At 61.6% G+C, this 26,031-nt stretch carries 26 protein-coding genes and 1 tRNA gene; 12 read left to right on the top strand and 15 right to left on the bottom strand.

Annotated features, from left to right (window positions below; genetic code table 11):
* Positions 1–43: 43 nt before the first annotated feature.
* The 6 genes from ACTNFJ_RS08975 to ACTNFJ_RS09000 form a co-directional block, all read right to left on the bottom strand.
* Positions 44–1,087, bottom strand: coding sequence for an NAD(P)-dependent alcohol dehydrogenase (locus tag ACTNFJ_RS08975; protein WP_435905969.1), 1,044 nt, complete (start codon positions 1,085–1,087; stop codon positions 44–46).
* 110 nt (positions 1,088–1,197) lie between these two features.
* Positions 1,198–2,022 (bottom strand): phosphate ABC transporter ATP-binding protein PstB, encoded by an 825-nt coding sequence (gene pstB, locus ACTNFJ_RS08980; RefSeq protein WP_435905970.1) that lies wholly within the window; start codon positions 2,020–2,022, stop codon positions 1,198–1,200.
* Positions 2,023–2,046: 24 nt separating this feature from the next.
* Positions 2,047–2,970, bottom strand: a complete 924-nt coding sequence (pstA, locus tag ACTNFJ_RS08985; RefSeq protein WP_435905971.1) for a phosphate ABC transporter permease PstA — start codon at positions 2,968–2,970, stop codon at positions 2,047–2,049.
* Entirely contained in the window at positions 2,967–3,929 is a 963-nt protein-coding gene (gene pstC / locus ACTNFJ_RS08990) for a phosphate ABC transporter permease subunit PstC (RefSeq protein WP_435905972.1), read from the bottom strand. The genes pstA (ACTNFJ_RS08985) and pstC (ACTNFJ_RS08990) overlap by 4 nt, the downstream gene beginning before the upstream one ends.
* Before the next feature lie 28 nt (positions 3,930–3,957).
* Positions 3,958–4,932, bottom strand: coding sequence for a PstS family phosphate ABC transporter substrate-binding protein (locus ACTNFJ_RS08995; protein ID WP_435905973.1), 975 nt, complete (start codon positions 4,930–4,932; stop codon positions 3,958–3,960).
* Positions 4,933–5,104: 172 nt separating this feature from the next.
* Complete coding sequence (locus ACTNFJ_RS09000) at positions 5,105–6,154, bottom strand: CapA family protein (RefSeq protein WP_435905974.1); 1,050 nt, start codon at positions 6,152–6,154, stop codon at positions 5,105–5,107.
* 376 nt (positions 6,155–6,530) lie between these two features.
* On the opposite strand from ACTNFJ_RS09000, the gene pstS reads away from it, so the two are divergent.
* From pstS to ACTNFJ_RS09050, 10 genes are all read left to right on the top strand, one after another.
* Positions 6,531–7,628 (top strand): phosphate ABC transporter substrate-binding protein PstS, encoded by a 1,098-nt coding sequence (gene pstS / locus ACTNFJ_RS09005; protein WP_435905975.1) that lies wholly within the window; start codon positions 6,531–6,533, stop codon positions 7,626–7,628.
* Between the two features lie 153 nt (positions 7,629–7,781).
* The gene (pstC, locus tag ACTNFJ_RS09010) at positions 7,782–8,636 is read left to right on the top strand and encodes a phosphate ABC transporter permease subunit PstC (protein ID WP_444711776.1); all 855 of its coding nucleotides are present in this window, start codon (positions 7,782–7,784) and stop codon (positions 8,634–8,636) included.
* Between the two features lie 3 nt (positions 8,637–8,639).
* Positions 8,640–9,722 carry a phosphate ABC transporter permease PstA gene (gene pstA / locus ACTNFJ_RS09015; protein WP_435905977.1) on the top strand — a complete coding sequence of 361 codons (1,083 nt, stop codon included), beginning with the start codon at positions 8,640–8,642 and terminating at the stop codon, positions 9,720–9,722.
* Positions 9,723–9,783: 61 nt separating this feature from the next.
* Positions 9,784–10,563: a phosphate ABC transporter ATP-binding protein PstB gene (pstB, locus tag ACTNFJ_RS09020; RefSeq protein ID WP_435905978.1), complete on the top strand. Its 780-nt coding sequence runs from the start codon at positions 9,784–9,786 to the stop codon at positions 10,561–10,563.
* 56 nt (positions 10,564–10,619) lie between these two features.
* Positions 10,620–11,360 (top strand): alpha/beta hydrolase, encoded by a 741-nt coding sequence (locus tag ACTNFJ_RS09025; RefSeq protein ID WP_435905979.1) that lies wholly within the window; start codon positions 10,620–10,622, stop codon positions 11,358–11,360.
* Positions 11,360–12,091: a GntR family transcriptional regulator gene (locus ACTNFJ_RS09030; RefSeq protein WP_435905980.1), complete on the top strand. Its 732-nt coding sequence runs from the start codon at positions 11,360–11,362 to the stop codon at positions 12,089–12,091. The genes ACTNFJ_RS09025 and ACTNFJ_RS09030 overlap by 1 nt, the downstream gene beginning before the upstream one ends.
* The gene (locus tag ACTNFJ_RS09035; RefSeq protein ID WP_435905981.1) at positions 12,088–12,897 is read left to right on the top strand and encodes a nitrilase-related carbon-nitrogen hydrolase; all 810 of its coding nucleotides are present in this window, start codon (positions 12,088–12,090) and stop codon (positions 12,895–12,897) included. The genes ACTNFJ_RS09030 and ACTNFJ_RS09035 overlap by 4 nt, the downstream gene beginning before the upstream one ends.
* 99 nt (positions 12,898–12,996) lie before the next feature.
* Positions 12,997–13,073: transfer RNA gene (locus tag ACTNFJ_RS09040), tRNA-Pro, on the top strand.
* A gap of 184 nt (positions 13,074–13,257) precedes the next feature.
* Positions 13,258–13,428, top strand: a complete 171-nt coding sequence (locus ACTNFJ_RS09045; RefSeq protein ID WP_435905982.1) for a hypothetical protein — start codon at positions 13,258–13,260, stop codon at positions 13,426–13,428.
* A gap of 72 nt (positions 13,429–13,500) precedes the next feature.
* Positions 13,501–13,869 (top strand): hypothetical protein, encoded by a 369-nt coding sequence (locus tag ACTNFJ_RS09050; RefSeq protein ID WP_435905983.1) that lies wholly within the window; start codon positions 13,501–13,503, stop codon positions 13,867–13,869.
* Positions 13,870–13,882: 13 nt separating this feature from the next.
* On the opposite strand, the gene ACTNFJ_RS09055 is transcribed toward ACTNFJ_RS09050, so the two are convergent.
* Complete coding sequence (locus ACTNFJ_RS09055; protein ID WP_435905984.1) at positions 13,883–14,950, bottom strand: inositol-3-phosphate synthase; 1,068 nt, start codon at positions 14,948–14,950, stop codon at positions 13,883–13,885.
* A gap of 116 nt (positions 14,951–15,066) precedes the next feature.
* Between ACTNFJ_RS09055 and ACTNFJ_RS09060 the strand changes: the two genes are divergently transcribed.
* Together ACTNFJ_RS09060 and ACTNFJ_RS09065 are read left to right on the top strand one after the other, a co-directional pair.
* A complete protein-coding gene (locus ACTNFJ_RS09060) occupies positions 15,067–15,906 on the top strand; it encodes an inositol monophosphatase family protein (RefSeq protein WP_435905985.1) in 840 nt (279 codons plus the stop codon).
* A gap of 156 nt (positions 15,907–16,062) precedes the next feature.
* A complete protein-coding gene (locus tag ACTNFJ_RS09065; protein ID WP_435905986.1) occupies positions 16,063–16,836 on the top strand; it encodes an HAD-IIB family hydrolase in 774 nt (257 codons plus the stop codon).
* A gap of 245 nt (positions 16,837–17,081) precedes the next feature.
* On the opposite strand, the gene mqo is transcribed toward ACTNFJ_RS09065, so the two are convergent.
* From mqo to ACTNFJ_RS09105, 8 genes are read right to left on the bottom strand one after another with little or no spacing between them, the layout of a single operon-like run.
* Positions 17,082–18,527 carry a malate dehydrogenase (quinone) gene (gene mqo, locus ACTNFJ_RS09070; protein WP_444711814.1) on the bottom strand — a complete coding sequence of 482 codons (1,446 nt, stop codon included), beginning with the start codon at positions 18,525–18,527 and terminating at the stop codon, positions 17,082–17,084.
* A 56-nt stretch (positions 18,528–18,583) separates the two neighbouring features.
* Positions 18,584–19,915: a DNA repair protein RadA gene (gene radA, locus ACTNFJ_RS09075; protein WP_435905988.1), complete on the bottom strand. Its 1,332-nt coding sequence runs from the start codon at positions 19,913–19,915 to the stop codon at positions 18,584–18,586.
* Positions 19,916–19,955: 40 nt separating this feature from the next.
* Positions 19,956–20,579: a peroxidase-related enzyme gene (locus tag ACTNFJ_RS09080; protein ID WP_435905989.1), complete on the bottom strand. Its 624-nt coding sequence runs from the start codon at positions 20,577–20,579 to the stop codon at positions 19,956–19,958.
* On the bottom strand, positions 20,576–21,109 hold the full coding sequence (locus tag ACTNFJ_RS09085) for a hypothetical protein (RefSeq protein ID WP_435905990.1): 534 nt from the start codon (positions 21,107–21,109) through the stop codon (positions 20,576–20,578). Before ACTNFJ_RS09085 ends, ACTNFJ_RS09080 begins: the two co-directional genes overlap by 4 nt.
* A complete protein-coding gene (locus ACTNFJ_RS09090) occupies positions 21,106–21,915 on the bottom strand; it encodes an ABC transporter ATP-binding protein (RefSeq protein ID WP_435905991.1) in 810 nt (269 codons plus the stop codon). The genes ACTNFJ_RS09085 and ACTNFJ_RS09090 overlap by 4 nt, the downstream gene beginning before the upstream one ends.
* Positions 21,908–22,750, bottom strand: coding sequence for an ABC transporter ATP-binding protein (locus ACTNFJ_RS09095; RefSeq protein WP_435905992.1), 843 nt, complete (start codon positions 22,748–22,750; stop codon positions 21,908–21,910). The genes ACTNFJ_RS09090 and ACTNFJ_RS09095 overlap by 8 nt, the downstream gene beginning before the upstream one ends.
* On the bottom strand, positions 22,747–24,654 hold the full coding sequence (locus ACTNFJ_RS09100) for an ABC transporter permease (RefSeq protein ID WP_435905993.1): 1,908 nt from the start codon (positions 24,652–24,654) through the stop codon (positions 22,747–22,749). The genes ACTNFJ_RS09095 and ACTNFJ_RS09100 overlap by 4 nt, the downstream gene beginning before the upstream one ends.
* 50 nt (positions 24,655–24,704) lie before the next feature.
* Positions 24,705–25,859 carry an ABC transporter substrate-binding protein gene (locus ACTNFJ_RS09105; RefSeq protein WP_435905994.1) on the bottom strand — a complete coding sequence of 385 codons (1,155 nt, stop codon included), beginning with the start codon at positions 25,857–25,859 and terminating at the stop codon, positions 24,705–24,707.
* Positions 25,860–26,031: the final 172 nt, after the last annotated feature.

Here is a 26,031-nt window from a genome sequence, read left to right on the forward strand (position 1 = left end):
GCCTATCCCACCACGGGAAAAGGCGGGGATCCACCCTTATCACTCAGGCGTGCGGCATGACTACCGCGCGGCCCGACAGCTTGCCGTCGTGCAGGTCGTGGTAGGCCTGCAGTGCGTCAGCCATGGCATAACGCTTGACGCTGGGCTTGATCTGACCGGCCCGGTAGAGTGCGGCGACCTCATAGAGTTCCTCGATGGTGCCCCAGTAGGTGTTAGTGAGTTCGGCTTCGTAGGGGTTCGAATAGAAATCCCAGCTGGTGGGTCCGCCCGCTACGCCCACCACAGTGATGCGGCCCTGGCGGCGCACCACCTGCTGCGCGAGCTTAATTGTTGGGGTGACGCCCACGAAGTCAAACACGGCGTCCACGCCCTGGCCTCCGGTGAGCTCGCGAATGTTCGCGGCCTGATCGTCACCCCCGGGCACCGTGACCGCACCGTTGCGCTCGGCCTCAGCCATGGCCTCCGGCTTCATGTCGGTCGCGATGACGGTAGCGCCAGTGATTGCCTTCAGGATCTGCACGGCCGTCTGACCGAGACCGCCGAGGCCGATCACGAGTGCGGTTCTCCCCCCACCTGCCAACTTCGGCAGTGAGAGTTTGATCGCGTGATACGGGGTCAAACCCGCGTCCGCCAGCGGGGCCGCATCGACCGGGTCGGCGTCGCCAAGGGGCACCAGGTTTCGAGCCGGCACTGTCATGTACTCAGCCATTCCCCCATCGCGTCCGAGACCCGTCGCGAGGTAGGGCTGAGTCGCGGCGTTGTAGCAATAGGTGTCCTGACCGCGCGAGCAGGCGGGGCACGCCCCGCAGCCGATCGGCCCGTAGACCAGGTAGGCGTCACCCTTCGTGAATCCAGACACACCTGCGCCGACCTCTTCCACCCAGCCCGCGTTCTCATGGCCGAGGGTGTAGCTCGGTGCCAGCTGGGTGCCCATGCTCTCGTCAAACTGCTCAAAGATGGCAACATCTGAGTGGCATGCCCCAGCCCCCGCGATCTTCAGCAGCACCTCTCCAGGGCCAGGAGTGGGCCGATCCACTTCTTCAATCGAGGGAAACGTCTTCCACGCGGTGAAACGCACAGCTTTCATGGTCGTCCTCCATTTCGGAGCAGTGCCGTCGGCGCCGGTGAGCGCCTCCTAGCGGCGTTGCCCACCCTGTATTCTAGCCGAGTTCTTCAATACACTTTAACTATCAAGTATTATCCGAAGCGGCCCGTAATGTAGCCCTCGGTGCGAGGGTCAACCGGTTGTTCAAAGATCTGTTGCGTGGTGCCGAACTCGACCAGCGATCCGGTTCGGTCGCCGGTCTCCTCGTTCTGCTCGACGGTAAAGAAGGCGGTGCGATCGGCGACTCGCGCAGCCTGCTGCATGTTGTGAGTCACGATCACAATCGAGTAGCTGTCGCGAAGTTCGATCATCAGATCCTCGATGCGGCTGGTGGCGATCGGATCGAGCGCGGAACAGGGCTCATCCATCAAGATGACATCGGGCTCGGTCGCAATAGCTCGTGCGATACACAGGCGCTGCTGTTGACCACCGGACAACCCGTAGGCACTCTGCTTGAGCTTGTCTTTCACTTCATCCCAGAGGGCTGCCTTGCGCAGCGTCTTCTCGACCAGGTCGTCCATGTTGTCGATCTGCATACCGGTTACTTTCGGGCCATAGGCAACGTTCTCGTAGATCGATTTCGGGAACGGGTTCGGCTTCTGAAACACCATGCCGATCCGCCTGCGCACCTCGATCGGATCCACCTTCGGGCCATAGATATCTACGCCGTGGTAGTTGACTCTGCCCACAACACGAGCCGAGGGCACCAGGTCGTTCATCCGGTTGAGACACCGAAGCAGCGTCGACTTGCCGCACCCCGAGGGTCCAATCATGGCCGTGATCTCGTTCTGCGCAAACGTCACATTCACATCCGTGAGGGCGTGGAACTTGCCGTAGTACATATCGAGGTTTTCAACTGTAAAAACCGCATTCTCGGGCTGAACGATAGCCTCACGAGGCTGGATGAAGCTGGTCATTGAAATCCTTCGGGTGAGCAATCGTTAATATTCGCGAGTGAATCTGGCGCGCAGCCAGATCGCGAATGAGTTCATGAAGAGGAGGAGCGCGACCAAGACCAATGCGCCAGCGGCCGCCAACACGCGGAATTCATCCTGCGGACGAACCGCCCACTGGTAGATCTGCACGGGGATCACACTGTATGCACCCTCGGCGATACTCGTCGGGAGGAAACGGACGAAGGTAGTCGCCCCGACAAGGAGGAGTGGTGCCGTTTCGCCGATTGCACGGGACATCGCAAGGATTGTGCCCGTGAGTATTCCTGGGACGGAGAGCGGAAGCACCTGCTTCCAGGTAGTCTGCCATTTCGTGGCGCCCAGCCCGATCGACGCCTCACGAATAGTTGACGGGACGGATCGGAGGGCCTCGCGAGAGGCAATGATGACCGTTGGCAGAACCATCATCGAAAGTGTCAGCGACCCGGCAAGGGCAACGAATCCAATTCCAAACGGTCCACGCACGATAAAAGCGAGTCCAAGAATGCCAAACACGATTGACGGTACGGCTGCGAGATTCTGAATGTTGATCTCGATCACCCGGTTGTACCACTTATCGCTGTAGGCATACTCTTCGAGATAGATTGCCGCGCTCACTCCGAGCGGGACCACGGTCAGGAGCGTTCCGACCATGACATACAGCGTCCCGACGATTGCGGGGAAGAATCCTGAAATCTCTGGGCTAATCGTCGATGGCATTTGGGTGAAGAGATTCCAGTCGAGCCGTGGCCAGCCGCGAACGGTGACGTATATCAGCAAGACCGCGAGCATCACCACGCCAAGCAGCACGCAGAACAGCAGCAGAGCGCGAAAGAGCTCACCCTTGACGTCTACGCGGGTGCGTTCGAGGTTCGGCATCGCACTCTTGGCTGCCGAAAGGGCAACCTGAGTTCGGCCTGAGTTCTTGTTCATTCGTAAGCCTCTCGGAAGCGGCGCACCAGCGCGATTGCGATCATGTTCACCAGGAAGGTGAAGACGAAGAGCAATGCGCCGACTGCGAATACCGTGTAGTAGGCGGTGCTGCCGGTAGAAATGTCACCGGTTGCGGTACGGCCGATGAACGCCGTCATGGTAAGGACGCTGTCGTTGGGCCACAGGCTCAAGTTGGCCATAGCGCCAGCGGCCATCAGGACAATCATCGTCTCACCAATAGCCCGCGACAGACCGAGCACGAAGCCGGCCATAATTCCCGAAAGGGCGCTGGGAACAATCACGCGGGTCGCAACCTGCATGCGCGTGCTTCCCAGGCCGTAGGCGGCCTCTCGGAGACCCCGAGGAATGGCCGACATCGCGTCTTGTGCTACCGAAGCTACCGTGGGAATGATCATCACACCGAGCACGATGCCTGCAGCGAGGACGAATTGGAAACCCGGTTCCTCGCCAAGCTTGCCAGGAATCCACGTCGGCCAGTTGTCTTTGAGAAGCGGGCCGATGAAGAACAGGGCAAATAGGCCGTAGACAACCGTCGGAATCCCCTCGAGCACTTCCAACAGCGGCTTGAGAACCTTGCGCAAGCGTGGCCCGGCATATTCACTCATATAAATGGCCGCGCCGAGGCCTGCGGGCAGAGCGATCAGGCATGAATACAGAACAATCGCGAAGGTTCCCGCGACGATGTTGAGCACACCATAGCTTGCGGGGCTAAAAGTCGGCGCCCACGGCTCTGCCGAGAAGAAACGCCAGAATGGCACATCCCGGAAAAACTGTGCGGCGGGCTCGATAAATGCAACCACGATGCCGATCGTGATGACCACGGCGATCGCTGCCGCAACGAAGAGCCAGGCCACGATCACCTTCTCGCCGATGCGCTTACTCGTCGCTTCGAGCGACAGCGGCACGCTGCCGGCGTGGGTGATCGTGGACCTGGCCATATCGTTTACTTTCCTTAAGTGGCGTTAATTAACCGACCAGAGCTGCGACGCGAGACATTGCCTCGGTCTCCTGCTCCGGGTTCAAGGGGATAAAGCCGGCGGTCTCGGCAATTGAGGCCTGGTTGGTGATGTAGAACTCAATGAAGGAGAGCACCTGTGGCTTGGTCAGTGCCTCTGCCGAGGGGTAGATAAACAGCTGACGGCCGAGCGGGTTGTATGAACCGTCGAGCACGGTGTCGAGCGACGGGGTAACGCACTCGCCGTCTTCGTTGGTGATCTCAACCGTGCGTACCTGATCGCCCGCTTCTTGCGCGAACGATAGCGGGATGAATGCCGAGGCACCCGTGGCGCCCGAGACGCCGATCACGGCCGCCTGGTCATCCTCGCCGATGTCGCCGTAAGTGGCGGTGATTGCGCCGCCCTCACCATTGATCTCTTCAGTGAAGAAGTCGAAGGTGCCCGAGTCGGAGCCGGGGCCGTACAGCGAAATGGCTTCATCGGGGAAGCCCGCGCGAACGTCCTTCCAGTTGGTGACGGGGCTGTCGGGGCGCCACATCGACGACACCTCGTCGACCGTGAGGCACTCCGCCCAGGTGTTCTCCGGGTTCACCACGACGGCGAGACCGTCGTTTGCGATACCGATCTCCTCGAACTCGATGCCATTCTCGGCGCAGGCCGCGGCCTCTTCGTCCTTAATTTGACGCGATGCCTCAGAAATGTCGGTCTCGCCGTTGCAGAACTTCTCAAAGCCGCCACCGGTACCTGAGACGCCCACGGAAATCTGAACGTCGGGGTTCTCGTTGCTGAAGAGTTCAGCCGCGACCTCGGTGTTCGGCGCAACGGTCGAAGAGCCGTCGATTACAACGGCACCGGACAGTGCTGCGGCGTCGCCGTTCCCTGTATCGGTAGCGTCAGTGCTCGACGGGCTGCTGCAGCCGGTCAGGAGCAGACCGGTGATGGCAAGAGTTGCACCTACAGATGCAATATTGAACTTCTTGTTCACGCTTGTTCCTAGTTCCTTTCGTGGGCAGGCTTCACGCCCGGGAGTCGGGATCAGGGTGTAGAACCCAACGTGGACTAGCCAAAGCCATCGAAATGAACGGATGGTAACCAAACGCTGTCTGTGCGGTGCACAACAGCCGGTGAGTGGGTGAAGTCAGAAAACGACCCCCGCGTTACTCCTGCGTAATGAGCCACTCCCGCGCACCGAGCTCGGCGGCACCCAGCGCGTTGACGGTGGCACGGGTCCGCTCGCGCACGTCGGCATCAAATTCGGGCCACTGGCAGACGCCTTGCGGCGCATCAGACGCCACTGAACACCACTTGTATGTGCCGCTTTGCGTATTGGTTGCGGCGTTCCAGGCCACGTCATTGGTCAACCAGGTGCCGTCCTCCTGCAAGGCAAATTGCACGCGCACCATGAGGAACTCATTGTTCACGCGTTCGCTCGGCGGGGCCGACTCACTGATCGTATTCCCGAGCCCGTAGGCGATCCACCGACCGTTGTAGACCTCCATCGGCTGCACCGAGTGCGTGTGGTGATTATAAACGAAGTCAAAGAGGCCACTGTCGACGAGCTGGTGCGCGTTGCCGACCTGTTGTACATCGGGCGTGGTGGAGTATTCGGTACCCGCGTGCTGCACACCGATGACTAGGTCTGCCCCGGCATCCCGAGCCGCCTGCGCTTTCGCGATAGCTCTCTCCGGATCGAGCCCGAGCTCAGGCCCCCCGTAGTCGACCTGCCAGTCGTGTTCGGCAGACAAGCCATTCAGCGAAAAGGTCGACGTGATGATCGCGATCTTCACGCCGTTGGCTTCGACGATCAGAGGCACATCCCGTTCACCCTCGGCCCGGTAGGAGCCCGTGTGGGCGATACCTGCGGCGTCGAGCCCGTCGAGGGTACGCAGCAGGCCTTCGGTTCCCATGTCGACCGTGTGGTTTGACGCAGTAGTGCACACGTCGTAACCGATGTTCTTTACAGCGGCGGCAAGTTCCGGTGGGGTGCTAAACGCGGGGTAGCCGAAATACGGGCCGCCCACGGGGGCGAGCGGTGTTTCCATCTGGCATATCGCAAGGTCGGTTCGATCGAGATATGCGCGCTGACCCTCGAGCAGAGGAACAAAGTCGAAATTCTGCCCGGCCTCATTCGTCGGGATTGCGTAGGGAGTCCACAGTCCCTGATGAAACAGCAGATCACCCGTCATGGCCACGGACACGCAGTGCATGGTTGGACACTCAGGCCCGTTGCCTGGCATCGGTTGAGGCTCAGGAATGGGGGCTTCCGTTACTTCGGTCGTGGGTTCAGGCGTAGAGTTTGACACCGACTCGCTCGCGCAACCCGCAGCACTTACAGACAGAGCTAGCGCTCCAACAACACCAAAGAAGAATTTCCACTGTTTTCTGAGACCAGGCTGCACAAACATAGCTTAGGTGCACTGATGTAATCGCAATGGCTTCGGAGCTCGCAAAGACCCACTGGCGTTTACCTGCTGTTCATGTTTCTATTCAAGAATGGGTGAGTTGTTCGGTGAACGACGACCTCCGCCAACGCAGCATTCCGACTAAGTCGAATCGAACTGAAAGAAACGGAAACCTCACGGAGTGAAACAATCAGCTCGACTTGCGGTTGCAGCGCTCAGCGTCGTCGCAATGTTCAGTCTCTCAGCGTGTGCCGTCAACGAAATGAACCTCACAAATGGCGAGGGCAACAACTCGTCGCTGTCAGGCACGCTCATTGGTTCAGGATCGTCAGCCCAGGCAGCTGCCCAGGTCTCGTGGGTCGCAAGTTTTCAAACACAGAACCCCGACGTGACGGTAGCCTACGATCCCACCGGTTCAGGCGCTGGGCGAGAGACGTTTCAGCAAGGCGCAAGCACTTTCGCAGGCTCAGACCGCGCTTTCGATCTGTCTGAAATCGAGGCGGGGCCATTCAGAAGTTGCGCACCTGGCAGTAGCATCATCCAGTTCCCCGCGTACATCTCGCCAATTGCTCTGATTTTTAACGTCTCGGACGTAGAGGCACTCAATCTCGATGGCGAAACGATCGCCAAGATCTTCACCGGACAGATTACTCAGTGGGATGATCCTGCGATCGTTGAACTCAACCCGAGCGCGAATCTTCCCAGCACAAACATCACACCGGTGCATCGCTCCGACGACTCGGGAACCACCGATAATTTCACAGACTACCTTGCCGGCGCTGCCCCTGAGGTGTGGACCGCCGGCGCAGTGGGGACCTGGCCGAGCGAATTTGGCGGCGAAGGGGCACAAGGCACTTCGGGCGTCGTGGAAGCGGTAACCAACGGGGTGGGCACCATCGGCTATACCGATGCCTCACGCGCCGGAGATCTCGGGACTGTGGCCGTGAAGGTGGGCCAGAGTTTTGTCACCTACACACCCGAAGCAGCGGCAGCCATGGTCGACCTCTCTCCCACCGGGGAGGGGCGGGGGGCCAACGATCTCGCTATCGAACTCGATCGCGCCATCACGGCCGAACAGGTGTACCCGATCGTCCTCGTGAGTTACCTCGTGGGGTGCGAAACCTACTCGGATCCGTCAAGCGCCGAGCTGGTCAAGGCGTACTTCACTTACGTCACAAGCGAAGAAGGGCAGCAGGAGGCGGCGAGTTCCGCTGGCGGTGCACCCATCTCAGCGGACTTACGGACTCGTATCCTCGTTGCTATCGATGCCATCAGTTAACCTGCAGAGAGACTTCGTGTCAGAATCACCCGCACTGCCGACGACCTCGCCACCCGCCGCTTTCCATCCGGAGACACTGTGACCGTAACTACTCGGCCGATACTGAGCCGCGGAGATCGAGTATTCTCTCGCTCTGCACTGTTCGCTGGCATCATGATCCTGGTCACCCTGGGCGCGGTGGCATTCTTCTTGCTCGCGCAGAGCATGCCAGCGTTCTTCGCCACTGACGAAACGGCCTCGCTCCTTCCCTCGAATTTCTGGGCGTACGTCGGGCCGCTCGCCTTCGGCACGATTTGGGCGTCGTTTCTTGCGCTCCTGCTCGCACTTCCGCTTTCGATAGCCATTGCGCTGTTCATCTCCCACTACGCCCCGCGAAAGCTGTCCGCTGTTCTCGGATATGCGGTGGATCTCCTCGCTGCCGTGCCCAGTGTGGTTTTTGGTCTCTGGGGTATCGGCGTACTCGCCCCGGCTGTTCGTCCACTTTTCGAATGGCTCAATGTCAATCTGGGCTGGATCCCGATCTTTGGCGGCATGGTCTCGGGAACCGGGCGCACCATATTGACCGCGGCGATCGTACTCGCGGTAATGGTGTTGCCGGTCATGACCGCAATCTGTCGAGAGGTGTTTCTGCAGACACCAGTGCTCAACGAAGAAGCGGCGCTCGCGCTTGGCGCCACCCGCTGGGAGATGATTCGTTTGTCTGTACTCCCATTTGGGAGATCCGGCATCGTTTCGGCCGCGATGCTCGGCTTGGGCCGGGCACTCGGAGAGACGATGGCGGTCGCGATGGTGCTCTCCGCGACTGGCATCGTGAGCTGGAGGCTTCTCACCTCAGAGAACCCCTCGACAATCGCCGCGAACATCGCCCTGTCGTTCCCAGAAGCGTATGGCGAAAACATCAACGTACTCATTGCGACAGGCCTGGTCCTGTTCGTCTTGACGCTGCTCGTCAACGCCGGCGCGCGCTGGTTTGTGAGCCGTCGACCCAACGCGGATGGAGCGAACTGAGCCATGAGCGATATCTCCATTCGGCCGGTGGGCACGGGTTCCAGCCTGAGCGGCAATCGCCTCCCGCGGGCGACCACCTGGGTCGTGCTGGCCGCGAGCTTGCTCGTCGGCATTGCGCTTTTCACTCTCCTGTCGCTCGCAGAAGACGGAGAGTTCAGTGTGGTTGGCGCGCTGGTTGTTGGCGCGCTGGTGTTCTTGGTGGCCAATACAGCGCTCTCAGCCGCGGTAGAGGGCCGGCGCCGAGCGGTGGATCGGTTCGTCACGTCATTGGTAACTGGCGCCTTCGTGATCGCAATGATCCCGCTCGTTTCCGTTGCAGTGACCGTGGTCAGCAGCGGCCTCGCACGGTTCGATGTGCAGTTCTTCACCTGGTCGATGCGCAACGTGATCGGCGAGGGCGGTGGCGCCCTCCACGCCATGCTCGGAACACTACTCATCACGTTGGCGGCCACAGTGATTTCCGTGCCGCTCGGGCTACTCACCTCCATCTACCTGGTCGAGTACGGTCGGGGCAAGGTAGCCAGGGCCATCAGATTCTTCGTCGATGTGATGACCGGAATCCCCTCAATCGTTGCCGGTTTGTTCGCCTACGCGGTGTTCGCCATCGTGTTCGGACCGGGCGTGCGCATGGGTATCATTGGCGCGGTTGCGCTCTCAGTGCTCATGATTCCGGTCGTTGTGCGATCAAGTGAGGAGATGCTCCGCCTGGTTCCAAATGAGTTGCGTGAAGCCGCATACGCGCTCGGGGTACCTAAGTGGCTCACCATCCTGAAGGTCGTACTCCCGACCTCTATCGCGGGCATCACCACGGGCATCATGCTCGCGATCGCACGAGTGATTGGCGAGACTGCTCCCTTGCTCATCACCGCAGGTTTCACAGCGAGCATGAATTACAACCTGTTCGAAGACAGAATGCAGTCGCTCCCGGTCTTCGTCTATACCCAATTCGCGAACCAAGGAAACCCTGCATTTGCGTTCCTTGACCGCGCGTGGGCGGCGGCGCTCGTGCTGATCCTGATCGTGATGCTCCTGAACCTGTTTGCGCGACTCATCGCTCGTCAGTTTTCGCCTAAGACCAAGCGCTAACGACTCACGAGCAGCTTCCCGTAGTTCGCGATCCACCCCCGACAGAAAGAATCCCAGCACAATGTCGAAACGCATAGAGGTCAACGATCTCAACGTCTACTACGGGAATTTCCGTGCGGTGGAGGGCGTGACGATGAGCATCGAGCCGCGCAGTGTTACCGCATTCATCGGCCCATCTGGGTGCGGCAAGTCAACCTTTCTACGCACGCTCAACCGCATGCACGAGGTGATCCCCGGTGCGCGCGTCGAGGGCGAGGTGCTGCTTGACGGAGAAGACCTCTACGCACCAGGAGTCGATCCTGTGCGTGTGCGGCGCCAGGTGGGCATGGTGTTCCAGCGTCCCAATCCCTTCCCCACGATGTCGATTCGTGAAAATGTTCTCGCTGGCGTGAGCCTCAACAACCGAAAGATCTCCAAGAGCGATGCCGAGAGCCTGCTCGAACGCTCACTGACCGGCGCAAATCTTTGGAATGAAGTGAAAGATCGGCTCGACAAGCCGGGCTCAGGCCTCTCGGGCGGCCAGCAGCAGCGCCTATGCATCGCGCGCGCGATCGCTGTACGACCAGAGGTGTTGTTGATGGATGAGCCCTGCTCGGCGCTCGACCCGATCTCAACCCTTGCCATCGAAGATCTCATTGACGAGCTCAAGAGCGAGTACACGATCGTCATCGTGACACACAACATGCAGCAGGCGTCGCGTGTTTCCGATCGCACCGCCTTCTTCAACATCGCGGGCACGGGCAAGCCTGGCAAACTCATCGAATACGCCGACACCCGCACGATCTTCTCGACACCGACAGAGAAGTCGACCGAAGATTACGTCAGCGGTCGGTTCGGATAACCCACCAGGTAGCCAGAGCCACGCAAATATATACGGCAAAGACTAGGCTGAGTTGCATGAGTGGTGTGTGGATCAACGATGACCTCGTGCGCTGGTCGATTGGGGGTGCCACGGCTTCCCGAGAGGAAGCTGTCGCGGCGCTTTCCGAGAGGCCCCTGTTGTTGCTGATGCACGGCTACGGCTCCTTCGAGGGCGATCTGATCGAGCTCGCTCCCAAGCTCCCCGGGGCCTTCGTATGCGCCTCTCCTCGGGCCCCACTGACAGCTCCACCTCCCGTCGTCAACGGCTTTGCCTGGTTCCCGATTTCCTTCGGGGCTGACGGAACGCCGGTGCCGGAGGCTCCCCCCGCTGACTTCGCCGATACCGCACCACATGTCGCCGCGCTCGCGATGCTGCAGTGGCTCGACGAACTCGACGCGCAGGTTTCCGGGGGGCTCGGCACCCAGGCACTCATGGGCTTCTCGCAAGGCGGGGCAATGGTCACCTCGATGCTTCGTCTCCAGCCCGAGCGCTTTGCGTGCGGGGTGAACTGTTCGGGCTTTGTGGTTCCCGGCGGATTCTCCGGTGACGCACACCTCGCCGAGGTGCGTCCGCCGGTCTTCTGGGGTCGCGATGCCGCCGACCCCATTATCAGCGCCGATCGGATCGCGTTTACTGCTGAGTGGCTCCCGGCGCACACTGAGGTCGAAGCCCGCTTGTATCCCGGCATTGCCCACGGCATCAGCGTGAATGAAGTTGCTGACATATCCGTGTTCCTCTCGCGACACGTTGCCCTTCCCGGCGAGCGGATGGCATGATGGCCGCGGAGTCTCAGCAGATAAAAGGCAACAAGACCCAACATGTCTACGACTATGTGATGGAGCGGATCGTCGACGGTACGTTTGCGGCCGGCGAATCACTCAACATCGGCATCTTGGCTGAGGAAACTGGGGTCAGCCTGATCCCGACTCGCGAGGCGTTGCGACGACTGGAATCCGAGGGACTGATCGAGTTTCTCTTCCATCGTGGCGTGCGGGTGCGGGAGCTGGGCATCGACGAATACCGCGAGATCATGCAGGTGGAGGCGGTCCTTGAAGGGCTCGCTGTGGGGATGTCCGCCGCCAGTCTCACTCCCGAAGACCTCACGCAGGCCCGCGCCGTGAATGCACGCATGAACGCTGCCTACCATGCCGGTGATTTCCACGGTTACAACGAGGGCAGCCTGGAGTTCCACGGCATCCTTCGGGCACCGTGCCCTAATCAACACCTGCGCGACCAGCTTGACCGCGGCCGTTCCCGCGTCGCTGCGGTGCGCGCCTCAGTGGTGGGGTACCGTGGCACCCTCGCGCAGCGCCTCAGCGACGAACATGAGCACCTGATCGACCGCATCGCGGCGGGTGCTCCGGCGACAGAGATCGAGGCACTCATGCGAGCCCACCGCGAGGGAACCATCGCACACGATTCATTGAATCTCATGCGCGGCAGTGACGGCTCGGCTCAGGCCGGGGGCGAGGCCGCCGATCCGCCACTCAGCAGGGCACGCGCATGACCCGGGTCGCACTCGTACAGGTCGCCAGCCCCGACTCAGAAAGCCAGTCTGAGCGCATCGACCGGGTTGAAACTCTGTTGCGCGCTCACGGCGACTCGAGCGTGGAGTTGTTCGTGCTACCTGAGCTGTGGAGCGCAGGGTACTTCGCGTTTGCACACTACGACGACTTGGCCGAGGCACTCGACGGACCGACCGTCTCTATGGGGCAGCGTGTCGCGAAAGATTTGGGCGCCTGGATCCACCTGGGCAGTTTTGTGGAGCGAGGCGCGGCCGGCTCGTTGCACAACACCGCGGTTCTGATCTCACCGACGGGCGAGATTGCGCACACCTATCGGAAAATCCACGTGTTCGGGTATCAGTCGCTTGAGGCCGAGCTTCTCACCCCCGGCGACGCACTTGGCGTCTCGAGCAGCCCGCTCGGGCCACTCGCGAGCACCACCTGCTACGACCTGCGTTTCCCGGGCCTCTGGCTGGAGCTCGGGGCACGGGGTGCCGAGTCCGTGGCTGTTCCCGCCGCGTGGCCCGCAGCACGGCGTGAGCACTGGCGTCTCCTCACGCAAGCCCGTGCGGTCGAGCATCAGCTGTGGGTGCTCGCCGTAAACGCCTGCGGCAGTCAGGGCGAAATTGAGCTCGGAGGCTGCAGCCGCGTGGTCGACCCCTGGGGTACCGTCGTCGCTGAGTGTTCGCCATCCGACGAAGAAGTCCTGATTGTGGATCTCGACCCCGGTCTTGTGGCCCAGGTGCGGGCCGAGTTTCCGGTCATTGGCGACCGTCTCTCCCCGGGAGCGTACCCCGCGCTCGGGTAACGGAAACAGCAGCGTGGCTGAATTGACCGCTCCCAGGCGGCGCTGGTTTTGGCCATCCCCTTCAGTCGCGATAGAGTGGTCGATGCGCTCAGGCGCAATCGGGATGTGGCGCAGCTTGGTAGCGCACGTCGTTCGGGACGACGGGGTCGCAGGTTCAAATCCTGTCATCCCGACCAATGTCCTGAGTCGCGACATAGTTGACAAACTGGTCGTGACTCAGGACTTTTTTCTTTGCTGAGCTCAAATTGTGCAGACCTGGTGCGCTGTCAAGGAGGGTGTTGGAAGCGCCGTCATCGGCACTCCTGGCTGTTCATCGGCAGAACCCCTACGCTGTGAATGTCACCGACCGAAGGGATCATCGTGTCTAACTTTTCTGAACCCATCCCGCACAAACACGTTCCCGCGCCGGGAGAGCATTCCGTTCCAGATCTTGAGACGGATCAGACCATCGCGCCGCGCCCCGAAGAAGAATTGGCCGACACCTTGCGGGCGAAGCCCGACGTCGATGACCACAGCCCGCATCACGAGTGATCCACGGGTCGACGGGTTAATGGGTCGAACACAGCGGGCGATACCCTCGCAGCGCGCTTGCGATAATAGGGTGTGATCTCCCAACGCGACCTAGCACTACGACTCGACATTTCCATCGAAATGGCTCGGCGCCACGATCTTCCCGTTCGAATGACGGAGGAAGAATTCGAGCAGTTTCAGGCAAATCCGCCGGCGTGGCTTCTTCAGTCACGCGCCAATCGCACCGGTAAAAGACCTGTGTGGGTAGAACTGAAGTGCGTAATCTGTGGATATTCCGAGATGGCTCGTCCGAAGAAATGGTGGCCCGAGTTCACCTACCTCTCGTGCCTCGAACACTCCTACGGAGAACTACCGGACTTGCCGGCCGGCATGCGCCGGCGGGAGACAAACGGCATTGGGAGCCGCTTCATCGGTGTCGTCGACAGCCCTCGCGAGGAGTAGCTGACGGAAGGGCCTAGTTGCCGGCGAGAAACGCCTCGAGCTCTTCGCGCGCAATGTGATCGGGCTTCTGCACGGGGGGCGACTTCATGAAGTACGCCGAAGCGGCTTCGATAGGGCCCGCGTGGCCGCGATCCTTCGCCACCTTCGCGCAGCGGATCGCATCGATCATCGTGCCCGCCGAGTTGGGCGAATCCCATACCTCAAGCTTGTACTCGAGGCTCATCGGCACATCGCCGAAGCCGCGCCCCTCGAGCCGCACGAAAGCGAACTTGCGATCCTCTAACCACGGCACGTGGTCGCTCGGACCAACATGCACATCTTCAGGCGCCAGATTGGCCGAAATGTTCGAGGTCACGGCCTGCGTCTTTGAGATCTTCTTCGAGGCGAGACGACTACGCTCAAGCATGTTTTTGAAGTCCATGTTGCCGCCTACGTTGAGCTGGTAGGTGTGGTCGAGCGCGATACCGCGGCTCTCCATCAGGTGCGCGAGCACGCGGTGCGTGATCGTTGCGCCGACCTGGCTCTTAATGTCGTCACCCACGATGGGCACCCCCGCGTCGACGAACTTCTCGGCCCACACGGGGTCGCTCGCGATGAACACCGGGATCGCGTTGACGAACGCAACACCCGCATCGAGGGCTGCTTGCGCGTAGAACTTCGCCGCCTCCTCGCTGCCGACCGGCAGATAGCAGGCGAGCACGTCAGCTCCAGAATCACGCAACACCTGCGCCACGTCAACAGGCTGCGCGGGCGACTCCTCGACGACATCCCGGTAGTATTCACCGAGGCCGTCAAGGGTGGGTCCGCGAAGCACCTCCAGTCCCAAGTGTGGCACATCAGAGAATTTGATGGTGTTGTTGTGGCCGGCCCAGATCGCCTCGCTGAGATCGGTTCCGACCTTCGTTGCGTCGACTTCAAAGGCCGCGACGAATTCCAGATCGGAGACATGATGTCCGCCGAGCCGCACATGCATCAGACCCGGAACCTGGGCATCATCGGCCGCGCCCCGATAGTACTCAACCCCCTGCACAAGAGAGCTCACACAGTTGCCGACACCCGCGACAGCCACCTTTACAGTCATCGAATTACGTCTCCTCACAGCCCGAAATGGGCACTCGGCGCACGACGCACCAAGGATCGAGTCTACTCGGTGCACCCGCTCGGAGTTGTATCGCCGAGCTCGGCTACGCTGCTGGGGTGAGCAGGGTGCATGAGATAACCGATTTCGCGATCCGCGTCGCCCGCGAAGCCGGGCAGATAGCGATGGCCGGATTTCGCGACCCCGGCCTCGAAGTCTCCGCCAAGCACAGCATTCACGACGTGGTCACACTGCTCGACCGCACCTGCGAGGAGCACATTTGTCGCGAAATTCTTGCCGCGTACCCCGATTCCTCCATCGTTGGCGAGGAGGGTGGCCGCAGCGAAGGTGACGGTACCCTGACCTGGTATATCGACCCGATTGATGGCACCTCCAATTTCGCCCGCGGTATCGCCATGTGGGCCGTAAGCATTGGCATCGCCCAAGACGGCGAGATCATCTCGGGAGTGGTCTTCGACCCCGTTGCAGACCAACTGTTTTGGGCAGATGACCGCGGTGCATTCTTGGCCGACCACCAGGGTCGTACGCAACCGATCCGCAGCACTGGCGCTTTGCAGCCAGCGCAAGCAACTGTCGCGATGAATTTTCCCCTGCCGCGCGATCTCGTGCATCTGCCCGACCTAGCGCTTGAACAGTTCGCGCGGGTGACGCGGGAGTTTGCCCAGGTGCGCATGCTCGGCAGCACATGCATCACACTGTGCTGGATCGCAGCGGGGTGGATCGATGCCACCGTCTCCTTCGAAACGAACCCCTGGGATGTGGCCGCAGCCGGGTTTATTGTGCAGCAGGCAGGCGGCACATATCTGGGCTTCCGCGATGGCGAGGCGCAACCGGCACGTGGCGACCACCTGCAGCCGCACTACTACGCCGCAGTTCCCGGCGCGAATTACCCGACGCTCCTTGAGATCATGCGAATACAGAGCGCTCGGCCGCTGTGATCTCGCTGCCGATCCGCACTCTCCCCTGATCTCGCAGGCTCTCGCCGCCCTCGCGGGTGAGTGAACCGCCCACCACAACGTGTGGCCCTGGCGAGCACGGCCCCACGCTTTTCTGTACGGTTGAGGGTGGCCAGATCCACTGAGAGAAACACGAGCATGACCTCACTCCCCCGCCTCATTGCCTTCGATCTCGACGACACCCTCGCACCCTCAAAATCGCCCGTAGATCCCCGCATGCTGGCCGTGTTCTCGCGCCTGCTCGAACACACCACGGTCGCGGTGATCTCGGGAGGCAACTTCGAGCAGTTCGAGGCCCAGTTGGTCTCACGTCTCGAAGGTTTTACGGGCGTCGATGAGGCCGCCCTCGAGCGGCTGCATCTCCTGCCCACCTGCGGTACGCGCTACGAGCGCCGCGAGGATGGATCCTGGCGCACCATCTACCAGGAGAACCTCAGCGCAGCAGAGAGCGAGTCAGCACTCCTCGCGCTGCGCGAGGAAGCAGAGCGACTTGGTGTCTGGGAGGAGCGCACCTGGGGCGAGATTCTCGAGGATCGCGGCTCACAGGTCACATTTTCCGCGCTCGGCCAGCGTGCGCCGGTCGACGTCAAGCACGCGTGGGATCCTGACGGCGCGAAGAAGAATGCGTTGCGCGCGGCGGTCGCAGCCCGGCTGCCAGAGCTCGAAGTGCGCAGCGGCGGATCCACATCGGTAGACATCACTCGGCGAGGCATCGACAAGGCCTATGGCATGCGGAAGCTAGCTGAGCACACGGGAGTTTCACTCGAAGAAATGCTATTCATAGGCGACCGGCTCGACCCTGATGGCAACGACTACCCGGTGAAGGCACTCGGCGTCGCCTGCCATGCGGTCACCGGATGGGAAGACACCGCACTCTACCTCGAGCGCCTGCTCGCTGACCAGACTCACTAGCCACGCAGGTGTTCAATCATCTGCTGGGAGAAAACCACAATCTCGGATGCGAATCCGGCCCGCTAGGCCGAAATTGTGGTTTTCTCCGAGGCTACACAGAACGCCGGAAAATCCCGGGGTGGCGACCGGTCGAAACGAGACGCCACCGGTTCAGAGGCGGAACAGCCCGGTCGAACAGTGGAACCGACCGCTTCGGAGGTGAACCAGTCCGGCCGGCGAGAGGACCAGACCGGTCGAAACGTGAATCAGACCTTGACTGAGGCGTTCAGGCCCAGCACCTCGGCGGTCTCAGCCAAAGACGCGGCGGCTGCCGCCGGATCGTGATTCAGGCCCACACCGTAGGCGGGAACCTGCTGCGTGAACTCGGCCTTCCACTGACTTTCGAACTTTTCTGGGAAGCACTTCTCGAGCACTCCGAGCATGGCGTGCACGGCGGTCGAAGCGCCGGGTGAGGCCCCAAGCAGCCCAGCGATCGTACCCTCGGCACCGGTGATCACCTCGGTGCCAAACTGCAGCACGCCGCCCTTCTTGGGATCCTTCTTCATGACCTGCACGCGCTGGCCGGCGCTGATCATGTACCAGTCTTCGCTCTTCGCCGACGGCATGTACTCGCGCAGCGCGGCCATCTGCTTCTCACGGCTCGCGAACACCTCGCCCAGAAGATACTTCTCGAGCGCGAACTCGCTGAGGCCGACCTTCACCATCGGGCCGAGGTTGTGCGTGCGGATCGAGCCCGGCAGATCCCACCACGAACCCTTTTTCAGGAAGTTCGGGCTAAACCCAGCGTAGGGTCCGAACAGCAGGCTCTTTTGGCCGTCGACCACCCGAGTATCGAGGTGCGGCACCGACATTGGGGGCGCACCCACCGCTGCCTTACCGTAGACCTTCGCCTGGTGATCACGCACGACCTCGGGGTTATCGCAACGCAAGAACTTACCGCTGATAGGGAAGCCTCCGAAGCCACGAATCTCGGGAATCCCCGATGACTGCAGCAGCGACAGCGCGCCTCCACCGGCACCGACAAACACGAAACGCGCATTCAACGTCGAGCTGCCGTAGCCCGCACGGTTGCGAATATCGACGTCCCAGGTACCATCGGCGAGACGGCGCAGCTTGGTCGCTTCCTGTCCCAAGCCCAGCTTTGCACCGTTCTCGACCATGTGATCAAGCAGTTGGCGGGTCACCTCGCCGAAGTCGACGTCGGTGCCACTGGTGGATCGTGTCGCGGCGAACACCTGATCTTTCGAGCGACGCTCGATGAGGAGCGGAGTCCACTCGGCAATTTGTGACGCGTCTTCGCTGTACTCCATGTCGGAGAACAGCGGTTCCGGCTTCAAGAGTTCGTACCTGCGACGCAGGTAGTCGACGTTCTTCTCGCCGTGCACAAAAGTCATGTGCGGGGTGGGGTTGATGAAACCGGACGGCGTGCCAAGAACGCCCTGCTTCACGAGCGATGACCACCACTGGCGAGAGAGCTGGAATTGCTCGTTGATCTCGATCGCTTTGGCTGCGGTCAAGCTTCCGTCGGCGGCTTCCGGCATATAGTTCAGCTCACACAGGGCCGCATGGCCGGTGCCGGCGTTATTCCAAGCGTTGCTGCTCTCCGTTGCGACCTCAAGTCGAGACTCGATGATCTCAATCGACCAGTCGGGTTCAACCTGCTTGATCAGAGTGCCGAGGGTGGCGCTCATCACGCCACCGCCAATGAGGACCACGTCTACAGTGTTATTGCTCACAAGGTTCGAGTTTACTCCTCGTTTCCGAGAGCAAGCTCACGCGCCCGGCGTAGGCTCCCCGCCTCCGCATCGATAAGCCGTGAATACCCGAGTCGCCTAGCCTCGCTCGTGCGTTGGGGCCCGCTAACGACCGGTCGGATCTCCCCCGCGAGGCTGAGCTCACCGATGGCGGCCAGGTCGTGCGGGAGCGGCTGATCAACATCTGCCGAGATCACCGCGAGCGCGATCGCGAGGTCGGCAGCGGGCTCGTGCAAGCGCACCCCTCCCACAGTCGAGACGTACACGTCTTTGGTGTGGAGCCTCAGCCCCACTCGTCGCTCAAGTACCGCAAGAATCATCGCGACCCGCGAGGAGTCGACACCACTCGTCACGCGCCGCGGGTTCGGGGTGGGGCTCGGCACAACCAGGGCCTGAACCTCAACGGGAAGGGGTCGGCGACCCTCCATCGCGACGGTTGCACATGTACCGCTCACCGGCTCGGAGCCGTGGCTGAGAAATAGGCCTGAGGGGTCGGACACCTCGGAGATACCAGCGCTCGTCATCTCAAAGCACCCAACCTCATCGGTCGGGCCGTAGCGGTTCTTCAGTGTGCGGAGGAAACGGAGCGCGGTGCGACGATCACCCTCAAAGTGACACACCACGTCGACCAGGTGCTCGAGCAGCCGGGGCCCCGCCACCGATCCATCTTTCGTGACGTGACCGACGAGAATCACTGGGATGCCCTGATCTTTCGCCACGCGGATCAGGGCAGCCGCTACCTCCCGCACCTGAGACGGCCCGCCTGCGCTGCCATCGACGAGATCGCTCGCGAGCGTCTGCACCGAGTCAACGATGACTAGGCTCGGGCGCACCGCCTCAATGTGGCCGAGAACCGTGCCCAAATCGTTTTCACTCGCCAGAAAGAGCGTGTCGTGCAGCGCTCCCGTGCGCTCGGCGCGCATGCGGATCTGGCCCGTTGATTCCTCACCGCTCGCATACAGCACCCGACCGCCGAGTGAAGCGATGTGTGCGGCCACATCTAAGAGCAGCGTCGACTTACCGACACCTGGCTCTCCTGAAAACAGGATCGCGGCTCCGGGAACAATCCCCCCGCCCAACACTCGATCGAGTTCGCCAATACCTGTGGATCGATGCGCTACCGCGTCGCCCCGAAGCTCGGTGATGGGACGAGCCTCCCGACCCACTCCCGGAGTCGTAGGACGCACGGTCTTCCCGAGGGTCGCGCCGGGCCTGCCACTCTCCGCGACCGTGCCCCACTCTTGGCACTCGCCGCAGCGACCGACCCATTTCGGAGCTTGCCAGCCGCATTCGGTACACGCGTACGCGCTCCTCGTTTTTGCCATGCTGCGACCCTATATCCCACCCCTGACACGCAGGCGGCGACTATGCAGAAGCAGCAGCTACCTGATCAGCTTGGTGCTGGTCGGCGAGCGCCTGCGCATCGGCCGCGTCGGGCGCAGCCGGAGCCCCCAGGCTCAGCATAAGCCGGTTGGCCCAGGCGAAGAAGGCAGTCGATTGCACCACGTCATAGATGTCGGCATCACTGAACCCGACATCGCGCAGAGCTTTCACGTGGTGCACCCCGAATTTGCTCGGGCTGTGCGTGAGTGCGGTTGCCGCGCTCACCACGGCGTGCACCCTCGGCTCAAATTCTGCGTCAGGCCCCTCGCTCAGCAACCGTTCGATTGAGTCGCGATCCTTCAGCAAGGTCGCCGAGAAGCGGGCGTGGACACTCGCGCACAGCTCGCACCCATTCACTCGGGAAGTAGCGGTCGCTGCCAACTCACGATCGCCGCGCGGCAGCCCCGATCGGTCGAGAAAGATGGCGCGATCCAGGTCGGTGCGGGCCGCCAGAGAGTCGGGGTGCCACGCCAGCAGGCGAAAGTAGGGTGAGTTGGGCCATACGCTCGTCTCGTATGCCGCCCGTTGCCGCGGACTCGCGGTTTCGGGGCCGGCGGGTTCGATCCACGCGTGCCATGCTCGTTCCTCCATGGTGAAATGACTCATCGAGAAGCCTCCTCAAGTATTCGCAAACCGTGCAGCACGCGTGCCTGATATGTCACAAAGGTCACGACCTGTGCGAGCACCACGATCTCCTGCACGCTATAGCCGGCCGCCTGGAGTGAGGTGAGGTCGTCTGCAGTGGAGGCGGCCGGGCGCTGCACCAGCAGATCGGTGTGCCGCAACAGCGCACGTACGCGACGCGACGCGGTGAGTCCTGCTTCGCTATCGGAGCCGCCGTGCGCGAGAAGCTGGTAGGCATGGGCATGCAACCCCGCACTTCCCGGTTCTTCTTCCACCTGCTCGAGGTAGAACGCCCCGAGCTCCGCCGCGCCATCCACGATTGCGGCGCGAGCGGCAGCGAGGAGGCGGAGCGACCGGGTTAAACCTGGAGCTTCATCACCTTCAGCTACGTCAAAGAGCGCTTCAAGGGCACGATCCGCTGCCTCGATCACGGCCGGCCGGTGACCTCGGAGCTCATACGACCGCTGGGCATCTAGACCCGCGATCCCGCCGAGTGCGTCCTGCTGACTCATTGTTTCTCACTCCCCGCCTGTGTTGTGTCGAACTCTGCCTGCCCGGCGTCGGCCTCTGCCTGCCCGGCGTCGACCTCTGTTTGATCAGGGTCGAGTCCGCCGCCAAGATACGCCTCGCGGATACCTGGATCGCGTGCGAGCGCCGCCGCCGCACCAGAGAGGACGACTTCACCGGTGCGCAGCACGTAGCCGCGAGCCGCGATAGAAAGTGCCAGTTCGGCGTTTTGCTCGACCATGAGCACCGAAATACCCAGCTCTCGGTTGATGTCGGCGATGCGCTGCAGCACCTGCTCCACGATGATCGGGGCAAGACCCATGGTTGGCTCGTCCATGCAAATTAGTTGCGGTCGACTCATGAGGGCCCGGCCAAATGCGAGCATCTGCTGCTCGCCTCCCGACATACTCCCGGCTCGCTGTCTTCTCCGCTCCGCGAGTCGGGGGAAGAACGAGTACACCTCTGTGAGTGTCCCTCTGACCTCGCGGTCACGCCGAGTGTGGGCACCCGTGAGCAGATTGTCTTCCACCGTCATGTCGGGAAATACCCGGCGAGCTTCGGGGACCGATGCGATACCCGCGCGCACGCGGCGTCCGGTGGGCCAACTTGAGATGTCTTCGCCGCCCCAGAGCACCCGACCTCTGCTCGGTCGTTTTAAGCCGAGAACAGTTTTCATGGTGGTCGATTTCCCCGAGGCGTTTCCGCCGAGCAGCGAGACGATCTCACCATCGCCGACAATCAGACTCACATCAGTGAGAGCGGGGCTCTGCCCGTAAGAGACGCTGACGCTTTCAAGTTTCAGCTCAGGCATTGTGTTCCTTTGCAAATGAGGTGCCCAGGTAGGCCTCGATGACCTTCGGGTCTCTGCTGATCTCTTCGGGTCTGCCCTCGGCAATGATCTTCCCGTCGTCGAGCACAATGATCCGGTCAGACAGCTTCATCACGAGGTCGAGCTTGTGCTCCACGAGCAGAATCGTCTGGCCTCGCTCTTTCAGTGCCAGCAACTGGTCGAGTACCTCTGTGGTCTCGGTTTGGTTCATCCCGGCAGTGGGCTCATCGAGCACCAATAATTGTGGATCGGCCACGAGGGCTCGGGCGATCTCGGTGCGGCGCCGGTTGGCGTACGAGAGCGTGTACGCGTATTGGTCGCGTCGCGGAAGCAGGCGCTCACCGAATCGTTCCAGTTGGCGGGTTACGAGTGCATCATCTTCCGCTGCCTCCTTGCCCCGCTTGGGGCCTTCGACCAGCGCGCCGGCGGTCTCGGCAAGTAAGGAGGCCCAACGCACTCCCGGAATTTCACGCAACCGCGACTCTCGCTTACGCAGACCGTCGAGACCCACGAGAACGTTTTCGCGCACCGTGAGATTGCCGATCACCCGCCCGTTCTGAAACGTTCTGGTGAGCCCGTGGCGCGCGATTTGGTGCGGCTTGCGGCCGCTGATCCGTTCCCCGGCAAGCCGCACCTCACCCGAATCGGCCGAGAGCACCCCGCTCACGATGTTGAGCGTGCTCGTCTTGCCAGACCCGTTGGGACCAATTATCGAGACGACCTCGCCGGATCGCACGTCGAACGAGACCCCGTCGACCACGGTGAGCCCACCAAACCGCTTGGTAATGCCGCTCACCTGGAGCAAAATGTCGCTCATGCCGAGGCCTCCGTAGGTGTGTCCACGAGTGGATCTTTCGCGGGATCCCGTCTCGCGCGATCAGCGCGCCGCCGAGAGAGCCAGGCGGATACCGTCGGAAACTCGGCCCAGAGTCCCTGTGGCCGGACGAGAATCAGCAGGAGCAAGAGCACACCGTAGATCAACAGTCTCCAGTCGGCGAGTGGCCGGAAAAGTTCGGGAATACCGATGAGCACTGCGGCACCGAGCACCACGCCGATAGGGGCGCGCAAACCACCCAAGATCGCAATGGTTACCGCGATCACTGAGAGCGCAACACCAAACTGCTTGGGTTCGATGAACGTCACCTGCACGGCGTAAAGGGCCCCGGAGAAACCCGCAATAACCGAGCCCAGCCCAAAGGCAAGTGACTTATACGAGGCTGGGTGCAGGCCCGCAGAGGCCGCCGCCACTTCGTCCTCGCGCACAGCGGCCCAAATACGGCCGAGCCGTGAACTGCCCAGACGCGACACCAGCACGATGGCGACGATGAGAATACCGAACGTCAGCAGATACATGGGTGCCGCGCCCGACATGTTGAGCCCGAATAGAGTGGGGCGCGGAATGGAGGCGATTCCGCGCGAGCCCTCGGTGATTTGCGGCAGGTTCAGAGCCAGGGCCGAGATAAAGGCGCCCGCCGCAAGTGTGGCCATAGAAACATAGTGCCCACGGAGCCTCCAGGTGGGTGCGGTGAGGATCACCTGCAGCACGGCTGCGGCGAGCCCCGCGGCGAGAAAGCTTGGCCAGAATCCCCAGTCGAATCGAGTGACGAGGATGGCCGAGGTGTAGGCGCCGATAGCGAGACCTCCAGCCTGACCCAGCACGATCTGGCCGGCGAAGCCGCCAGCGAGAGTCACCGAGAGCGCGAAAAGCGCGTAGATCCAAATTTGGCTTCCAGCCCGAAGGAAATAATCACTGGCGACCAGCGGCAGCAGCGCAATGACCACCACTGCGGCGATTCCGGCCCACGGAGGCAGGCGCAAGGGTTTGCCCGCGCCAAAGAATGTGCCGGTCAACGGCTCACTCGTGAGGGTGGGTACGCGGCCGAGAAGTCCGCCCGGTCGGATCCACAGAACGAGGAGAAGGGAGCCGAAAGTGATGAGCTGTCGCACGGAATCACCAAAGAGGGAAACGCCGAACGCCTCGAGTATCCCCAGCAAGAGCCCGCCGACGATCGCGCCAGCGATAGAACCGAGGCCTCCGATGGTAGCGGCCGCAAATCCCTGCAGGCCCGCGAGAAACCCAATTCCCGGTGACACATTCGACTGGTACATGCCCACCAGCAGGCCCGCGATACCGCCGAGTGCAGAAGCGATCACAAAGGAGACCGCCTGGATCCGCTCTACCGGGATGCCCATTTGCTGGGCCGCCTCGGAATCCTGGGAGGTCGCGCGAATGGCGCGGCCGATCTTGGTGCGGCTGAGCATGAGCGCGAGTACAAGCACGCTGACCAGGCTGACCCCGATGATGACGAGCGACAACGTGCCAAACCGAAAGCCGAAGAGCTCAATGTTGTCCCTCGGGAACGCGCTCTCCAGGCGGCGTGTCTCGGCGCCAAACAGACGCAGTGACAAGTTGTCGAGGATGATGCCCACCGCGAACGTGGCGAGCAGCACAGCTATGCCCGGCGCTTTATTCAGCGGACGCACCGCAATCAGATAGACGGCGAGACCGAGCAGCCCGGTGAGGAGTATCACCGCGGGGAGAACCAACCAGAAGTCGAGCGAGAGCGGCCCGGATAGCCACCACGCAAGCATGGCTCCCACGGCGAACACCGCCCCATGGGCAAAGTTGACAATGTTTGAGACCCCGAACACGAGAGAAACACCTACCGCGATGAGCGCATAGGTGCTTCCCCCGACAAGGCCTGCGAGAAGAATTTCCACGAGGGACCCGTCTGCAGTGGCCGCCGAAGCGAGCGCGGCCAGATGGTTGGCTACTTGATGGTGAAGGCGGCGTCTCGGATGACGAGCGGCGTCTGCTCCGCGTCGACGACGCGGCGGATCTCGGGATCAAACTGGAAGTCGCCGTAGAGCACCGACGCAAAGGTGGCCCCGCTATCGAGGGAATCACGAACTCCCTGTCGCGTGAGGTCGGCAGCATCGTTCGCGGCCTGAGCCACGATGTGTAACGCGTCATAGGCGCGGATCGCGTAGTCGTTCGGCGCATCAACGTCGTGCTTGGTCGTGAAGTCAGAGATGAATTGTTGCACCGCAGGGTCTTCACTCTCGGGGGTGAAGTAGCTGAGCGTCTCTACACCTTCAGCTGCGTCTCCGGCGAGCTCAATGAACTGCTGATTGTAAATCGAACTAATGCCGACAATCGGGGTCTCGATGCCGAGTTCACGAGCCTGATTCGCGATCAGCGCGCCGTCGGCGGCATACGAGATAAGCACAATCACCTCGGGATTGGCGTCGCGAGCGGAGAGCAGGAGCGGGCGAAAGTCTGTGGCGGCCGGGTCATATGCGGTCGAGTACACCTCCGCAAGTCCGGCTTCTTCGGCCCCACCCTGGAAGTAACCGAATGTCTCCTGCCCCCAATCGGTGTCGTGATAGAAAACGGCAGCACTTTCGCCCGTTTGTGACGCGAACTCGGCAAGGCGGGGAGCCTCGAATTCCTGGGAGACCCACGTCGCAAATACAAAGTCACCGGGATCGGTAACCGCGCCGCCCGAGGCTGAGAACGCAAACTGCACGAGTCCCGCATCCTGGTAGAGCTGGCTAGCTGCCGAGGTCGCCGGCGTGCCAAAGTCACCAATGACCGCAAGTATCGACTGATCGTCAATGAATTTCTGTGCGACCTGCGGGGCCTGCGCGGGGTCCGCCTGAGTGTCTTCGAACACCAGCTCAACATCGCGCCCCTGCACTCCGCCGTCAGCGTTGATTTGCTCCAGCGCAAGGTCGAACCCTTGGCGAAAGTACTCACCGTACTGGGCCGAGTTCCCGGTGTCGGGGAGGGCGATGCCGAAGCGCACTGGCTCCTCGGCGGCATCTCCCGCGTTCGAACTGGCAGTGGTGGAGCAGGCGGCCAATCCGATGAGAAGCGCCGAGGTGGCACCGATCGCGGCAAGTGTGCGGAACGGGGTACGCATGAATGTGTCTCCTGGATGTCTGTCGTGGAAGGCTGACGAACCATGGAGGTTCACCAGGACCGTGCTCTACCGTATGGCAGGCCAGACCAAATATCCAAAACGTGACATTATGTGACACATTCATGGAAGTGATTCACTCAGATTGGCATCTCGCCCAGAAACATGGGATAAC

The organism is Leucobacter shiyiweii, from assembly GCF_052446065.1.
Taxonomy (GTDB): Bacteria; Actinomycetota; Actinomycetes; order Actinomycetales; family Microbacteriaceae; genus Leucobacter.

Excerpts from the sequence above, each read along its gene's own strand:
- ACTNFJ_RS09025 (WP_435905979.1), top strand. The coding sequence starts at position 10,620 with ATGAGTGGTGTGTGGATCAACGATGACCTCGTGCGCTGGTCGATTGGG.
- ACTNFJ_RS09035 (WP_435905981.1), top strand. The coding sequence starts at position 12,088 with ATGACCCGGGTCGCACTCGTACAGGTCGCCAGCCCCGACTCAGAAAGC.
- pstB (WP_435905970.1), bottom strand. The coding sequence starts at position 2,022 with ATGACCAGCTTCATCCAGCCTCGTGAGGCTATCGTTCAGCCCGAGAAT.
- ACTNFJ_RS09055 (WP_435905984.1), bottom strand. The coding sequence starts at position 14,950 with ATGACTGTAAAGGTGGCTGTCGCGGGTGTCGGCAACTGTGTGAGCTCT.
- pstC (WP_444711776.1), top strand. The coding sequence starts at position 7,782 with ATGATCCTGGTCACCCTGGGCGCGGTGGCATTCTTCTTGCTCGCGCAG.
- ACTNFJ_RS09000 (WP_435905974.1), bottom strand. The coding sequence starts at position 6,154 with ATGCACTGCGTGTCCGTGGCCATGACGGGTGATCTGCTGTTTCATCAG.
- pstA (WP_435905977.1), top strand. The coding sequence starts at position 8,640 with ATGAGCGATATCTCCATTCGGCCGGTGGGCACGGGTTCCAGCCTGAGC.
- pstA (WP_435905971.1), bottom strand. The coding sequence starts at position 2,970 with ATGAACAAGAACTCAGGCCGAACTCAGGTTGCCCTTTCGGCAGCCAAG.
- ACTNFJ_RS09080 (WP_435905989.1), bottom strand. The coding sequence starts at position 20,579 with ATGAGTCATTTCACCATGGAGGAACGAGCATGGCACGCGTGGATCGAA.
- ACTNFJ_RS09030 (WP_435905980.1), top strand. The coding sequence starts at position 11,360 with ATGGCCGCGGAGTCTCAGCAGATAAAAGGCAACAAGACCCAACATGTC.
- pstB (WP_435905978.1), top strand. The coding sequence starts at position 9,784 with ATGTCGAAACGCATAGAGGTCAACGATCTCAACGTCTACTACGGGAAT.
- ACTNFJ_RS09095 (WP_435905992.1), bottom strand. The coding sequence starts at position 22,750 with ATGAGCGACATTTTGCTCCAGGTGAGCGGCATTACCAAGCGGTTTGGT.
- radA (WP_435905988.1), bottom strand. The coding sequence starts at position 19,915 with ATGGCAAAAACGAGGAGCGCGTACGCGTGTACCGAATGCGGCTGGCAA.
- ACTNFJ_RS08975 (WP_435905969.1), bottom strand. The coding sequence starts at position 1,087 with ATGAAAGCTGTGCGTTTCACCGCGTGGAAGACGTTTCCCTCGATTGAA.
- mqo (WP_444711814.1), bottom strand. The coding sequence starts at position 18,527 with ATGAGCGCCACCCTCGGCACTCTGATCAAGCAGGTTGAACCCGACTGG.
- ACTNFJ_RS09085 (WP_435905990.1), bottom strand. The coding sequence starts at position 21,109 with ATGAGTCAGCAGGACGCACTCGGCGGGATCGCGGGTCTAGATGCCCAG.
- ACTNFJ_RS09105 (WP_435905994.1), bottom strand. The coding sequence starts at position 25,859 with ATGCGTACCCCGTTCCGCACACTTGCCGCGATCGGTGCCACCTCGGCG.
- ACTNFJ_RS09090 (WP_435905991.1), bottom strand. The coding sequence starts at position 21,915 with ATGCCTGAGCTGAAACTTGAAAGCGTCAGCGTCTCTTACGGGCAGAGC.
- pstC (WP_435905972.1), bottom strand. The coding sequence starts at position 3,929 with ATGGCCAGGTCCACGATCACCCACGCCGGCAGCGTGCCGCTGTCGCTC.
- ACTNFJ_RS09065 (WP_435905986.1), top strand. The coding sequence starts at position 16,063 with ATGACCTCACTCCCCCGCCTCATTGCCTTCGATCTCGACGACACCCTC.